This is a genomic window from Parabacteroides sp. AM58-2XD, assembly GCF_003463685.1.
In the GTDB taxonomy this organism is placed as follows: domain Bacteria; phylum Bacteroidota; class Bacteroidia; order Bacteroidales; family Tannerellaceae; genus Parabacteroides; species Parabacteroides segnis.
In genome coordinates this window covers 82,792-96,179 of the sequence record NZ_QSDP01000003.1, presented here as the reverse complement: position 1 = coordinate 96,179, position 13,388 = coordinate 82,792, and the positions used below count along the sequence as shown (strand labels likewise).

Below are 13,388 nucleotides of genomic sequence, written 5' to 3'. Positions count from 1 at the left end.
AGATGGCTAGATAGCGAATCAGTTAGAGATTAACTGGTCGATTGATTAGTTACGCAGATAGTCACCCAATGACGAAAGGTTTAGCACATCTTTCGCTGGATCATAATCTATGTAAATCCGTTTAGGAGCAGGAGCAATAAAATACTGGCTACCGTCTTTCTGTATTTCATAAGTAGAGGGTGAAGCCTGTTTGGTGGTTTCCGATACATATATAATAGAAAGAAGATACTCTTTGTCGTTCCGATAGATGATAACCGTAGGATTCAGATTAACACTTTCCCATGTGCCGACAATGGAAAACAAGTTGAAGGACGGATAATATTCTTTAGTTCTTTTCATAAGGCTTGATTTGTTTGGGTGACTGATTTTGTGTTTCACTGTCCGCAATAATTCTTTCAATATCGGAAGACTTATAATAAATCTTGCTCCCTATTTGAGAATAAGCCAGTCGCCCACTACTTCGGTAATATTGCAGCGTTCGCTTGCTCAAGCCTAACAACAGGCACACTTCCTGACTATCCAGCCAGTTTTCTACTTTTTGAGTATGACTGCTGCACAAACTCTCTATCCGTTTGGCAAACTCCGTGAAGCTCTCGCAGACATACGAAAATGTTCTTTTTTCGATGGTTACTACTTCCATACATTTAATTTTTAATGGTTAATAAAACGTGTTGATTCTATTTTCATCGGCAAATGAAAGAAGAATCAAGAGCCGTTTTCTAAACTGTCCGAGAGTGGTATAAAAAGACTGTTTATGGCAAAATGACACATGAATAATTTATTAGTCATAATACTCTTGCGGCACAACTATCAAAATGAATCCGAGTTAATTAATGGCGACAAGCTAAATAGATAAAAGGTAGAATGACAGAAAAGAGAAGTTTTATATGATACATTTTTAGCATATTCGATTAATCATTACTAAAATGGGAATCATGAAAAGATTAAAGTAGTTTTTACACATGATTTATAACCTGCGTATTAACAATAGCCATGGAAAGAGGTCAGAATAAGAATAACAAGAGGATACAGTAGAGGCAATACACGTACTTATGACTATGGTTTGGCGTGAAGTGGCTCTGCTGATAGTTACATACCCTTTTTTGTATCCCTACAAATAGGGATTGTTTTATAGAAAATACCCATTTGTATGGATTGTTTTATTTTTGAAATACAACGTACTTTGTATTCTAATAACAGGAACTACGTTCTGACCTATGCAAACAACAAAAGAATATACACATAAATTATTGTTGGAAACAGCAAGGAGAGCCTTTTTCAAGAAGGGCTTTAAGGCTGTGTCTATGCGTGAAATATCCAAATTGTCGGGTATCGGTCTGAGCAACATCTACAATTATTATCCTTGTAAGGACGATTTGTTGGCTGACGTGTTGCATCCGCTTTTGGAGGCGATGAACAGTATGCTGGAAGATCATAATCGCCCGGAGGCCTTTTCTTTGGATGTCTTTACCTCCGAAGAATATCATCGCTCATCCATGAAGGAGGTAATGAACATCGTAAGACGGTATCGTGAAGAATTTAAGTTACTTTTTTCATCTATCCAAGACTCTCGTTTCAATGATTATTGGGAACAATGGATTAAAAGAAGTACAGTAATGGGTATAGAATATATGGAAGGTATGAAAAAGCTCTACCCTGATCTGCATACCGATATTTCTCTATTCTTTATGCACTTCACCTGCTCATGGTGGGTTAATATGATGAAAGAGGTGGTGCAACATGAAGAGCTTTCCAGTGAAGAAATTGAATGTTTTATTGGTGAGTATATCCGCTTTAGCACAGGAGGCTGGAAAAGGCTCATGAATGTAAAAATAGAAAGATGAAAACAAATAGAAACATCCACACATCCTCCTGCCTACAATGCAACCCTTGTGGAAGCGGTTGTACAATTGTGGACAATCGGATTTCTTTCGTATTCGATTCGGAAAAGAAGCACTTTAGCCATCTTCTGTTCGACCCGACACCCGTTGCTTGCATGGGCAGATGCGGCAGGTCTTGTCAAGCAGGATTTCGCTTGGTGCAGGAGGCTAAATACCGCACCACTTCGGTAGAACAACTAAAAACAATCAATATATGAGTATCACCAACATCATCTGTAACGGCGAAATAACGCTTGTGCAAGGAGTAAACGGACTTTTCCTCTGCGAGGAATCGTGGGTAACACAAAGCAGAAAATCCGCTCTGCCCAGAGAGGCTTTGAACAAAGAGACTATTAGAATTAAAAAAGAATGCATCGATATTGAACGTCCAGAGACTGATTTTCCAGACTTAACTTAGTAACAGATGTATGAAACATCCCATTTTTAATAATAATAATTCATCGTATCAAGCGAGTCGCCTGCAAAGAGCGACTCGCTTTGTTTTGAACAAAATAGATTTTCGTTCTCTTTTGAAGTACTAACTCCCAATCTGTCATAGCCATGTCACAACAAGTATTTGTTCCATTTCTTCTGACACTGTTTGCCGGTATATCCACCGGCATAGGCAGTGCCATTGCTTTTTTCGCCAAACGCACCAACACGTCGTTTCTTTCTCTATCGCTGGGCTTTTCGGCGGGAGTCATGATTTATGTATCGTTTGTCGAACTGTTTACCTCTTCTGTGCAAACACTTGTGGAGATGCACGGCAAATCAGAAGGAACGTTTTATGCCACGCTCTCTTTCTTCGGGGGTATCGTGTTGATATTGCTCATCGACAAGCTAATTCCTCGCTACGAGAATCCGCATGAAATGCACCGGGTGGAAGAAATGAGTGAAAAAGCGAAAATACAATTAGACGTGAAGCCCAAATTGCTACGTGTTGGCATGGTAACAGCCTTGGTGCTGGCTATCCACAATTTCCCGGAGGTATGGTTACGTTTCTTGCTGCCCTAAAGGATGTGAACATTGCCATACCCATTGCCATCGCCATTGCCATACACAACATACCGGAGGGTATTTCGGTATCCGTTCCTGTTTTTTACGCTACAGGCAACCGCAAGAAAGCCTTTTGGTTCTCGTTTTTGTCTGGATTGGCAGAGCCGGTGGGAGCCGTCATAGGCTATCTCGTGCTGGCTCCGTTCCTCGACGACAATGTGTTCGGCATCATCTTCGGCATGATTGCTGGCATCATGGTATTTATCTCGCTCGATGAGCTGTTACCCGCAGCTGAAGAATACGGTAAGCACCACCATGCCATCTACGGTTTGGTGGTAGGCATGGCGGTCATGGCACTAAGCCTGCTGATGCTGGGTTAGCAAGAAGAAGTAATATAGAAACAATAAATAAAAAACAGAAAAAGATATGCATACATCTCACACTTACCACTGTCATGAGCACGATGCTCACAAAGAGCATACTCACGGGCGTATATTTTTTAGGTATCGCGCACAGCAAATAATAGACATATCATATTAGTAAGAAAAGACTTAAAAACAAAGAATAATTATGAGCATAATAAAAAACATCTTTCAAAACTTCCGCAAACCCAAGAATAGCTTTATGGGCAGGTGCATTGTGAAAATGATGAACCAAGGGCATAACCGGATTTCTCTTTGGTGCATTGACAACTTCGTAAAACTTTCCGGTGGCGAAACGGTGCTCGATATCGGTTGTGGCGGTGGGCAAAACGTAGCTAATTTCATCAAACGAACTCATGGATTAGTTTGCGGCATGGATTATTCACCCACGTGCGTGGACATTGCGAGTCGCAAGAACAAGGCGGCTATCAGTCAGGGACGAGCATCTATAGTAGAGGCGAATGTTTCAAACATTCCTTTTGACGATAACCGCTTCGATATTGTAACCGCTTTCGAAACTATCTACTTTTGGAATGATATAGTGGAAAACTTCAAGGAAGTATTGCGTGTATTGAAACCCGAAGGAAGGTTCTACATCTGCAACGAGGCATGCAGCGAGGAAGGCAATGAAAAGTGGGTGAGGAATATCGACCTGCGCATTTACTCACCCATAGAAATACAAAGAATGCTGGAACAAGCGGGATTTATAAATGTGACCTACGACATCTCGCCGGAGAGCCAATCGCAACGAATATGCGTGCAAGCGACAAAACAACCGATGATGAAACCAATAGACAGATGAGCATCAATAAATATACCCCGATACATCGGGTTCTGACTACCTATCCGCAGTTGATTCATCGACTGGTGAAACGAGACAGTCGTTATGTTTCTTTAATCAATCCTGTATCAACTTGTACGTTGGGGCATTGCACTACTATTGAGAGCATTGCCTTTACAGTAGGAGACGATATGGAGACTCTTCTCACATACCTCAAAGGAGAAATGGAACGAGAAGATATACAGTTCAAATATTGAAAATTACTACTAATAACTGCCCGAAAGGGCACAAAACAATATCGATTTATGCTTATACTTTATAACAAAGCAGCCCGCAAAAATCTTTCCAAGCCGAAGGAAGCTGCCAAATGGTATCCCGTGCTACGTTCTACGGGTATGTTGAAAGAACGTGAAGTGCCCAAACTCATTGCTGACAAAACGACACTCAACCCCAAAGAGGCGATCGCCAGAATAGAGTTTAAGGATGTTGAGGTACTTACACAAAAAGTAACCGAAGGAAACTCTTCAGGTACAACTCCTATAGTCGTTTCCACGCCGGAAGCTCCCGATCCCAGCATTTAAGGAGAAACCAACAATCATATAAATAAACAATGAAACAGAAAGTACTATTTTCTCTATTGATACTGATGCTCATGAGCATCAGTGTATCCGCCCAAACAGGTGGGGGGCGGATTGCGGGCGTGGTCATCGACAACACTGACGAAGATCCACTGCCCGGAGCAACCCTCTTTATTGAGGAACTGAAAAAGGGCGATGTAACCAACAAATATGGCGAGTTCTCTTTTTCAGACATTCCTTTCGGTACTTATACATTCACCGTGAAGTTTATGGGCTATCAAACAGCAGTCCAAAAAGTAACCGTAAGTAAAGAGAATGTAAAGAAAACTATTATCCGCCTGAAAGCCGAAGTCAAATCGCTGGACGAAGTGGTGGTGATGGGCAAAAGTGAAGCCCGCAAGATTCGGGAGCAAGCCATGCCGGTAACGGTTTACAGTATGAGCCAGTTACAAGGTACAGTAAATAGCGTAGAAGATATTCTGACTAAGACCGTAGGCGTAACCATTCGTTCGCAGGGAGCAGTAGGCAGTGCCTCGCGTATCTCTGTTCGCGGCTTGGAAGGCAAGCGTATTGGATTCTTTATAGACGAAGTACCGATGAACGATAATTCCGATTTCATCGACATCAACGATATACCCATCGACATGATTGACCGCATTGAAATATATAAAGGTGTGGTTCCAGCCAAGTTCGGTGGATCTGCCGTGGGGGGTGCTGTAAATATCGTGATTAAAGAGTATCCACCTCGTTACTTGGATGCTTCGTATTCGTTCGGTAGCTTCAATACACATAAAGCAAGTAGCGTCTTCAAGCGGAATCTGGTCAAACAAGGAATAGAGTTGGGGGCAGCGTTGTTATACACCCATTCTGATAATGACTATCGTATGGAATTGCCTCAGAACAAAGGTAAGTTCATAAAACGCGACCATGACAAATTCAACCAATCGGGGGGAGGGATATCGATGAAAGCCCGTAAATGGTGGTTCGATCAGATGGAGTTTGAACTTGAATTTATCCGAAACAGCAAGCAGATACAAGGCGTGGTAGAGAACATACGCTCTGCCGAAAGTAGTGCCGGAGCTTACAACTTCGCCATTGATTTACAGAAAGACAATTTCCTACTCAATGGACTTGACTTCAGTAGCGGCACGGGCTATGCCTATTCTCAATACAACTTTGTGGATACAGCTAGGCTTCGCTACGACTGGGATATGAATCCTTATCCGCCTGTTTCGGCTTACGGAGGAGAAATAGGAGTTTTACCCTCTGACATGAAAATGCGTAAGCATACCGTGGGAAATAAGACCAATCTCAATTACATCATCAATGACCGGCACTCCATCAACCTCAACTCATTATTCAAATGGGCATTGGGGAAGCCCTCCGATCCGTTGTTGGATAAAGCGGTGGGGCGACAGATAAACTTCGACTCACACATGACGAGCTGGGTATTAGGCTTGGGTTACGACTATAAATCCCCCAATGACAAATTCCTCAACTCGCTGACGGGTAAGTATTATTACTATTCCATGAATACGAAAATAGGAGATGTTTGGAATTCCGTACCCAAAGAAGTGGATATGCAGCAGCACGATTGGGGTGTAAGTGAAGCCTTGCGCTACCGCTTCACCAAAGAGTTGTTGGGGAAAGCCTCCGTAAGCTATGATGTACGACTACCGACAGATGCCGAACTCATTGGCGACGGCTTCCTTATTGCTCCTTCGGGCGACTTGAAACCCGAAAGAGGAACTAACGCTAACATCGGATTGATGTACGATAAAAAGATTGGTTCCGGATTGTTGCAGGTGGAGGTAAACGGATTCTTCTCTTACCTGCAAGATATGATACGCTATACGCGCAACTTCGTGCAGGGCAGATACACTAATTTCGGTGAGATGCGTACCTTCGGTGTAGAGGCAGAAGTCAAAGCAGATGTTACACGCTGGCTTTACGGATATGTAAATGCCACGTTTCAAGACCTTCGCGATACACGTAAGTACGAACCAACGAGTAACGTTCTCAATCCGTCGAAGGGATTGCGTATGCCTAATATTCCCTATTTCTTAGCAAATGCGGGGGTAGAGTTTCACAAAGAGAATCTCTTCGGAGGGAAAGGTCAGAATGTAAGACTATTTACCGATGCTTCATTCGTAGAAGAGTATTTCTTCGATTTCGAAGTAAGTCAATATCAAGAGAAACGCATTCCGCGCTCTTTCAAGCTCGACTTGGGATTAGAATACTCCATCATGAACGGTGGGCTTACCTTCTCGGCAAAAGCATCCAACCTTACGAATGCCCGCCTGTTCAGCGAGTTTAATTACCCGCTTCCCGGCAGAGCCTTTACCGCACGTATCAGGTACGTGCTGAAATAAAGCTAATCACAATTCAATATATTATTCAACAATAAAATAAAAAGTAAAATGAAAAAGAGAATCAACGGAGTATTACTCCTCCTAATGAGTATCACTATGCTGTTTTCAGCTTGTAGCAAAGACCCGGAAACGAAACCAATCACGACCGATCCGGAAGTAAAAGTTGGCGATATACTTGTTTACACCATGCTTATGAATCCCGGTGGACAGACCGGGTCAGGTTGGATGCAGTTAGCAGATGGAGTGTCTCCCAAGAAACTGACAAACAAAAATGCCGTGCAAGTCGGTTACGGAATGATGCCAGTGTGCAACGGTAATGATGTGTACACTTTTCCTGCGTTCGGAGCACAAGGTGATGAAAATGTAGTAACAAAATGGGGGCGTTCGGGAACTAAACTCACCAAAACGGCAACCATGCCTATTCCCCTTAATTCTGTTCCAAGACACATCTCTTTTGTTAATGCAACAAAAGCCTATCTGATATCACTTATCGGCAAGTTATTTATATTCAACCCTCAAACGATGGAACTAACTGGTGAGATTGATCTGTCCTCTTACGCTGCACCGGGATTGGCCGTACCGATGTTTGGATCTCCGTTTGTGCATAATGGACGTTTGTATGTAACACTGAATCAGACAGACATGACATTCCAACCGGCTACCGAACCTCAGATAGAACTCGCGGTAATCAACACTCAAACGGACAAGGTGGAGCGTGTCATCTATGAAAAGGCGAGTGGTATCGGTATCGGGGCTTATACCTATGGGCAACAAACCTTTATCGATGAAAAAGGCGATATGTATCTGATGTGCACGGGCGCATACGGCATGAATCCTAAGTACAAGACCGGTATCTTGCGCATCAAGAAAGGCGAAACCGAATTTGACCCTACCTATAATTGGGTGTTGAACGATCAAACAATCGAAGGCGAATCGGGCAAAACCGTTTGGCTGCTTCAATCACAATACGCCGGCAACGGAAAAATGTATGCCACGATGGATATTCCTTCTTATTGGGCAAACCCAACATCTCCCAACTGGTTCACGGATAAATCGCTCATCAGTGTAGAGATGGATATTTACAATAAAACGGTAAAAAAACTTCCGATACCGATGACGTCAAGCTTTGGAGGAGCAGTGGAGAAATACAAGAATCTTATCGTGTTTGCTATTAATGGCAGAAATGATGTGGGCTTTTATACGCATAATCCTGCAACCGGCGAAACAAGCTCGGATGCCGTAGTAAAGGTAGATGGAGCTCCTGCATATTTCCATTGGTTTGAAAACTAAGTAATAATCAATCACTCAGAAGAGGCAAAGGTGAGAGTTGAATTATCGGCCTTTCCTTTGCTCTCATTTTTTAGCCCAAACATTTATTAATCTTGTTTCTCCATTCAGAAATGGCTATTCAAGGGTTTCAATATCACACACAATAAATAAAATTTCGTATGCCAATAAACGATTTCATTCAATTTCACTTCGGTTGGCTCAATGCATGGATACCTTCGTTTGCATTGGTGCTGATACAACTTTTGTATATGATTCTTTACCGAGAAGGTGGCAAACGTGCCGTAGATACATCTTGGTATACCTCTAAGGACAAGCGGTACGCCACTTTAAGCTTTGTGTTTCAGGGAACATTGCTTTTGGTGTCGCTCTTTGTCCCTCTCCGCATAGGTACACCGCTATTCACGGTGGGGTGCGTCTTGTTTGCCTTTGCACTTGTCGGATTTATGGCAGCCTTTCATGCTTATGCCTCTACGCCTAAAGGAGAAACTGTCGTACGAGGCGTTTACCGCCTGTCGCGCAATCCGATGTACTTCTTCTATGAAGTGGGAGCATTGGCGGTTTGCATTGCCTCGGCATCGTTGTGGTTGCTGCCTGCCACAATTCCTTTGATCCTCGTCACGCATGGCGTTATCTTGGGTGAAGAGCGATACTGCATGACCACTTATGGGGAAGACTATGCGCGGTACAAAGCGAGAACTCCCAGATACTTCTTACTCAAATAGCAACCTTATGAACAATCTCTCTCAAATACTCAATTCCGCCACGATGGGGCAGCCCCGTCGCTTGCGTCCGCTGATAGGCTGGACGGTTGCGGAGTACTTTTTTCGTGGCGCACCGTATGGGGCAATGCTGCTCGTGGTGTGGGAGGTATTCAAACCTCTGCAAAATCCCGGCACACCGCTCAACCTCGTGAACATAGGTTGGGCGTGCCTAATGCTCCTAATTTCTCTCGTTTGCCTTTGGCTCATTAGCAAAAAGGCATACCTTGTAGCCTATAAAGACGGCTACGACATTTGTTGCGATGGTCGTTTGGAAGTGGTCAATCACCTGCGCCAACTGCCGATGAGTTTCTTCAATAGTCGTGATCCCGGCGACATCGGGGCATACATTGTCAGCGACTATAACAACGTGGAGATGCTCACTACTCACCTTATCGGTCAGTTCTTTGGCGGGCTGGCGATGCCCATCGTCGCTTTGGTTTCGCTCTCATTCTTCAACTGGCAATTAGCTTTGGCGGCAGCAGCTGTCATTCCATTGGCATACCCCATGATGTGGCTCACCAATCACTTTGTGGCAACCTTGGGCAAGAGGCATCAAAAAATAAAGACCAATGCCGCTTCGCGCATGATCGAGTATATACAAGGTATCCGCCTGATTAAGGCTTTCAACCTGAGCGGCAATAAGTTTGAACGCTTGGAACGAGCTTTCCGTGATCTAAAGCGGGAGAGCATCCGTTTGGAAGCGGCTCCCGCACCCAGCATCACGCTGGCTTCCACTCTGCTCAATGGCGGCCTGGTTCTTATTATGCTACTTGGCTTCTCGATGTTGTTAAATGCCAAAGTCTCCATGCCCGTTTACATCATGTTCCTGCTGGCAGGATCGGCTATCTATGCCCCACTCATCAACGCCTTGACCTTTATCGCCCTCATCAACTACATGAAGCTGGGAGCCGAACGCATTGATGCTCTTTGCAAAACGCCCGTACTTCCGGAGGGTATAATAGAAGATGTTGTCAACTCAGAGATAGAGTTCCGTCACGTCAGCTTCAGCTATAATGCCGATATTCCCGTACTTCGGGATGTATCGCTTACCATTCCCGAAAAGGAACTGACCGCTTTTGTGGGACCATCGGGTTCGGGCAAAACGACATTGACACGACTCATTGCCCGTTTCTGGGATGTAAGCGAGGGGGAAATCCTATTTGGCGGACGAAACATCAAAGACTACACCGTGCATACACTGATGCAACAAGTTTCCATCGTCTTTCAGGATGTGTATCTCTTCAACGATACCATTTATAACAACATCCGCGTGGGACGTGAGACAGCTACCCGCGAAGAGATAGAAGTTGCCGCACGCAAGGCGCAATGCCACAACTTCATCACCGCTATGCCTGATGGCTACGAAACGATGGTGGGTGAAGGAGGTAGCACACTATCCGGTGGAGAGAAACAGCGTATCTCTATTGCCCGTGCCATTTTGAAAGATGCGCCCATCGTGTTGCTTGACGAGGCAACCGCTTCGCTCGATCCCGAAAACGAGGTTCACATCCAAGATGCTATCAACGACTTGGTGAAAGAAAAGACTGTAGTCATCATCGCTCATCGCTTGGGCACGGTGATAGGTGCCAATAATATTGTAGTGATAGACCAAGGACGGGTGGTGCAGCAAGGCAAGCATCAAGCTCTTTTGGCAGAGGAAGGACTGTATCGCAATCTTTGGGAGGAACAACAACGGGTAAAAGGATGGAAGTTCAAACAATCGAATAAACAGTAAGGCTATGGATACAAATAAACGCAAGACCGGGCTGGCACGGTTGATAGAAATAGCCGGCACTAAACGTCGGCTGCTCATCGGGGCGATGTTGTTGGCAGTTATCACCGCCATCGTGCAGTTTGTGCCGATCATAGCGGTGTACAATATTCTCATCGAGTTGGCAGAGCATGCGCTTGATCCCTCATTAATTGACAAGGCATACATCTGGCTGTGGAGCTATATCGCCTTGGGAGCTTTCTTCGCTTTCGGAGTGCTCACGTTTGCTTCCCTCATGCTCTCGCACATTGCCGCTTTCAACATTCTGTATGAAATACGAATGCAGCTAGTACAAAAAATGGTTCGTTTGCCCTTGGGGTTCTTTTCCCGCCGGGCTTCGGGAGAACTGAAGAAAATAATGAGCGACGACGTGGAGCGCATCGAACTGTTTATTGCCCACCATATCCCTGACATCGTAACTGCCCTACTTTTTCCGCTGATTCTCGTCAGCTATATGTTTGCCGTAGACTGGCGGTTGGCTATCGTAGTATTGGCTGTGCTGGCGATGGCATTCTATGTGATGGGAAGAATGTACACCGGCAAAAAAATCCGGGAGGTTTCCAAACGGTATGTGGAGACCTTAGGCAGAATGAATGCTAGTATTGTGGAATATATTCGCGGTATTCAGGTGGTGAAGACCTTCACCGAATCGACTAATGCCTATCGCAAACTCAATGACGACATCAAGGAGTACCGCAAATTTGCCAACGAGGTAAACGTACAATACCAACCCACATATGTAGGTTTCCTTACCATACTCTCTTCGGCACTGCTCTTCATCATTCCCGTGGCAGTGTGGCTGTTTGTGGGGAGTGCCTCGTATGCCACTTTCGTGCCGGTGCTACTCATGTTCCTGTTTTTCGGCGTGGCTGTTTTCTTTCCCGTGCTTAAACTCTTGTGGATAGGCAGCTTTCTGAATCAGAACAACATGGGTGTACAGAAGATTGATGACATTCTCATATGGACGAAATCGAAGAGCCTGACATTCCCCGACACCCCAAAGACGCTTCAGTGGAATTTCGCAACGTCTCTTTTGCCTACGACACCACGCCGATACTCAAAGCGATATCTTTCATCTCCCATCCCGGTACGATAACTGCATTAGTCGGTCCTTCGGGAGCCGGTAAAAGTACCGTTGCTATGCTTGCCGCCCGCTTTTGGGACGTTCAAAGCGGAGAAATCTTAATAGGAGGAGTGCCAGTCAAAGAGATTCCCACTTCGGTGTTGATGGACAACGTCGCTTTTGTCTTTCAGGATAATATGCTCTTCTTCGATACCATCGAGGAGAATATCCGTATGGGTAACAAGACTGCAACCTTTGAGGAAGTGGCACGGGCTGCCTGTGCCGCTCAATGCCATGAGTTTATAGAATCCTTGCCCAATGGTTATCAGACATTGGTAGGCGAAGGAGGCATCTACCTCTCTGGTGGTGAAGCACAACGCATAGCCTTGGCTCGCGCCATATTAAAAGACTCCCCTATTATCTTGCTGGACGAAGCCACCGCCTTTGCCGACCCCGAAAACGAAGGTAAGATTCTGGCAGCATTCTCTCATCTCATCAAAGGAAAGACGGTATTGGTCATCGCTCACCGATTGTCTACAATCACCAATGCCGACCGAATTCTGTATGTAGATAAGGGTGTGATAGCCGAGCAGGGAACACATGAGCAGCTACTTGCTCTTAAAGGAGAATACGCTCGTATGTGGGAAACCTACAACCGAGCAAAGAGGTGGACGATTGGTGGAAAAAATAACCGTAAATTATAAATACAACAAAATATAACCGGTATGAAAAAACTCATTCAAACCGCTGGCTACGGGAGAATTGTATCAACGCAATCCTCAGCAAAGCAACGCAATTTATCAATATGTAAATGTATTAATTATGAAAGACTTATCAGATTTGAGATTTTTCCGACTATTATCGGAACACTCACAGAAAGAGTTTGCCGTAAATGATTTTACGGCCGCATTGCAAGAACTTGCCAATCACTTAGTAAGTATTGCTATAAAGGAACAGGACTACGCTGTATTATTACGTTACTTCTCTTTTGGACTAAACAGGCTCAAGTCGTATCGAGTACAATTTGAGCAGGGGGAAAAACGCCTTGTCATTGCTTATTGATGAAGCGATAGGACTTGTAAATACGGAAATCCGCATACTCAATATGCAAATTAAATATCCGGTTCAATTCCAAAACCGGAAGAATAAACTTCCACTCTCGCCGCTCTACCTTACAGACGAAACCTATCTTATTGAGATTATGGAGATAGTTAGTGGATTGTTCCTATCTAAAAGAGTGGTAACGCGCAGTGGTACAGAAGCACCACTTACAGAAATCGGAAGAGCCTTTGAATACCTTTTCAATATTAAATTGGGCGATGTGCATAAGAAGCATGAAAGTGTCGTTAGTCGTAAACCATCAAAAATAACCGAATTTTTAGATACGCTTCGTAAAGCCATTAATGAAGAAAGCAAAAAGAAAGGCTATCTATAAATCAACTATTTAACAACTATTTATAGGGGTGTACCAGTG

The 13,388-nt window shown here is 44.2% G+C and carries 16 protein-coding genes and 1 pseudogene; 15 read left to right on the top strand and 2 right to left on the bottom strand.

Annotation, left to right across the window (positions count from 1 at the left end):
- Positions 1–45: 45 nt before the first annotated feature.
- Together DXA15_RS01595 and DXA15_RS01590 are read right to left on the bottom strand one after the other, a co-directional pair.
- Complete coding sequence (locus tag DXA15_RS01595) at positions 46–339, bottom strand: DUF3876 domain-containing protein (protein WP_005868398.1); 294 nt, start codon at positions 337–339, stop codon at positions 46–48.
- A complete protein-coding gene (locus tag DXA15_RS01590; RefSeq protein ID WP_005868400.1) occupies positions 326–640 on the bottom strand; it encodes a helix-turn-helix domain-containing protein in 315 nt (104 codons plus the stop codon). The genes DXA15_RS01595 and DXA15_RS01590 overlap by 14 nt, the downstream gene beginning before the upstream one ends.
- Positions 641–1,217: 577 nt before the next feature.
- Between DXA15_RS01590 and DXA15_RS01585 the strand changes: the two genes are divergently transcribed.
- The 15 genes and pseudogenes from DXA15_RS01585 to DXA15_RS01520 all read left to right on the top strand — a co-directional run bounded on the left by DXA15_RS01585 (position 1,218) and on the right by DXA15_RS01520 (position 13,349).
- Complete coding sequence (locus DXA15_RS01585; protein WP_002560569.1) at positions 1,218–1,844, top strand: TetR/AcrR family transcriptional regulator; 627 nt, start codon at positions 1,218–1,220, stop codon at positions 1,842–1,844.
- A complete protein-coding gene (locus tag DXA15_RS01580; RefSeq protein WP_005868401.1) occupies positions 1,841–2,098 on the top strand; it encodes a hypothetical protein in 258 nt (85 codons plus the stop codon). The genes DXA15_RS01585 and DXA15_RS01580 overlap by 4 nt, the downstream gene beginning before the upstream one ends.
- A complete protein-coding gene (locus DXA15_RS01575; protein WP_005868403.1) occupies positions 2,095–2,298 on the top strand; it encodes a hypothetical protein in 204 nt (67 codons plus the stop codon). The genes DXA15_RS01580 and DXA15_RS01575 overlap by 4 nt, the downstream gene beginning before the upstream one ends.
- 143 nt (positions 2,299–2,441) lie before the next feature.
- A pseudogene (gene zupT / locus DXA15_RS01570) lies at positions 2,442–3,256 on the top strand (zinc transporter ZupT).
- A gap of 190 nt (positions 3,257–3,446) precedes the next feature.
- Positions 3,447–4,100, top strand: a complete 654-nt coding sequence (locus tag DXA15_RS01565) for a class I SAM-dependent methyltransferase (RefSeq protein ID WP_005868409.1) — start codon at positions 3,447–3,449, stop codon at positions 4,098–4,100.
- A complete protein-coding gene (locus DXA15_RS01560; RefSeq protein ID WP_005868411.1) occupies positions 4,097–4,336 on the top strand; it encodes a DUF1858 domain-containing protein in 240 nt (79 codons plus the stop codon). Before DXA15_RS01565 ends, DXA15_RS01560 begins: the two co-directional genes overlap by 4 nt.
- A gap of 48 nt (positions 4,337–4,384) precedes the next feature.
- Complete coding sequence (locus DXA15_RS01555) at positions 4,385–4,660, top strand: hypothetical protein (RefSeq protein ID WP_005868413.1); 276 nt, start codon at positions 4,385–4,387, stop codon at positions 4,658–4,660.
- A gap of 29 nt (positions 4,661–4,689) precedes the next feature.
- Entirely contained in the window at positions 4,690–7,029 is a 2,340-nt protein-coding gene (locus tag DXA15_RS01550; RefSeq protein WP_005868415.1) for a TonB-dependent receptor, read from the top strand.
- Positions 7,030–7,077: 48 nt separating this feature from the next.
- On the top strand, positions 7,078–8,319 hold the full coding sequence (locus DXA15_RS01545; protein ID WP_013611617.1) for a hypothetical protein: 1,242 nt from the start codon (positions 7,078–7,080) through the stop codon (positions 8,317–8,319).
- Positions 8,320–8,477: 158 nt separating this feature from the next.
- Entirely contained in the window at positions 8,478–9,041 is a 564-nt protein-coding gene (locus tag DXA15_RS01540) for an isoprenylcysteine carboxylmethyltransferase family protein (protein WP_005868419.1), read from the top strand.
- Positions 8,983–10,815: an ABC transporter ATP-binding protein gene (locus DXA15_RS01535; RefSeq protein ID WP_310591974.1), complete on the top strand. Its 1,833-nt coding sequence runs from the start codon at positions 8,983–8,985 to the stop codon at positions 10,813–10,815. The genes DXA15_RS01540 and DXA15_RS01535 overlap by 59 nt, the downstream gene beginning before the upstream one ends.
- 4 nt (positions 10,816–10,819) lie before the next feature.
- Positions 10,820–11,947 (top strand): ABC transporter ATP-binding protein, encoded by a 1,128-nt coding sequence (locus tag DXA15_RS25785; protein ID WP_233566665.1) that lies wholly within the window; start codon positions 10,820–10,822, stop codon positions 11,945–11,947.
- Positions 11,863–12,618 (top strand): ABC transporter ATP-binding protein, encoded by a 756-nt coding sequence (locus DXA15_RS25780; RefSeq protein ID WP_233566663.1) that lies wholly within the window; start codon positions 11,863–11,865, stop codon positions 12,616–12,618. Before DXA15_RS25785 ends, DXA15_RS25780 begins: the two co-directional genes overlap by 85 nt.
- A gap of 118 nt (positions 12,619–12,736) precedes the next feature.
- The gene (locus DXA15_RS01525; protein ID WP_002560578.1) at positions 12,737–12,976 is read left to right on the top strand and encodes a hypothetical protein; all 240 of its coding nucleotides are present in this window, start codon (positions 12,737–12,739) and stop codon (positions 12,974–12,976) included.
- On the top strand, positions 12,966–13,349 hold the full coding sequence (locus DXA15_RS01520; protein ID WP_008778329.1) for an RteC domain-containing protein: 384 nt from the start codon (positions 12,966–12,968) through the stop codon (positions 13,347–13,349). The genes DXA15_RS01525 and DXA15_RS01520 overlap by 11 nt, the downstream gene beginning before the upstream one ends.
- The last annotated feature ends 39 nt before the right edge of the window (positions 13,350–13,388 follow it).

Excerpts from the sequence above, each read along its gene's own strand:
- DXA15_RS01595 (WP_005868398.1), bottom strand. The coding sequence starts at position 339 with ATGAAAAGAACTAAAGAATATTATCCGTCCTTCAACTTGTTTTCCATT.
- DXA15_RS01590 (WP_005868400.1), bottom strand. The coding sequence starts at position 640 with ATGGAAGTAGTAACCATCGAAAAAAGAACATTTTCGTATGTCTGCGAG.
- DXA15_RS01585 (WP_002560569.1), top strand. The coding sequence starts at position 1,218 with ATGCAAACAACAAAAGAATATACACATAAATTATTGTTGGAAACAGCA.
- DXA15_RS01580 (WP_005868401.1), top strand. The coding sequence starts at position 1,841 with ATGAAAACAAATAGAAACATCCACACATCCTCCTGCCTACAATGCAAC.
- DXA15_RS01575 (WP_005868403.1), top strand. The coding sequence starts at position 2,095 with ATGAGTATCACCAACATCATCTGTAACGGCGAAATAACGCTTGTGCAA.
- DXA15_RS01565 (WP_005868409.1), top strand. The coding sequence starts at position 3,447 with ATGAGCATAATAAAAAACATCTTTCAAAACTTCCGCAAACCCAAGAAT.
- DXA15_RS01560 (WP_005868411.1), top strand. The coding sequence starts at position 4,097 with ATGAGCATCAATAAATATACCCCGATACATCGGGTTCTGACTACCTAT.
- DXA15_RS01555 (WP_005868413.1), top strand. The coding sequence starts at position 4,385 with ATGCTTATACTTTATAACAAAGCAGCCCGCAAAAATCTTTCCAAGCCG.
- DXA15_RS01550 (WP_005868415.1), top strand. The coding sequence starts at position 4,690 with ATGAAACAGAAAGTACTATTTTCTCTATTGATACTGATGCTCATGAGC.
- DXA15_RS01545 (WP_013611617.1), top strand. The coding sequence starts at position 7,078 with ATGAAAAAGAGAATCAACGGAGTATTACTCCTCCTAATGAGTATCACT.
- DXA15_RS01540 (WP_005868419.1), top strand. The coding sequence starts at position 8,478 with ATGCCAATAAACGATTTCATTCAATTTCACTTCGGTTGGCTCAATGCA.
- DXA15_RS01535 (WP_310591974.1), top strand. The coding sequence starts at position 8,983 with ATGGGGAAGACTATGCGCGGTACAAAGCGAGAACTCCCAGATACTTCT.
- DXA15_RS25785 (WP_233566665.1), top strand. The coding sequence starts at position 10,820 with ATGGATACAAATAAACGCAAGACCGGGCTGGCACGGTTGATAGAAATA.
- DXA15_RS01525 (WP_002560578.1), top strand. The coding sequence starts at position 12,737 with ATGAAAGACTTATCAGATTTGAGATTTTTCCGACTATTATCGGAACAC.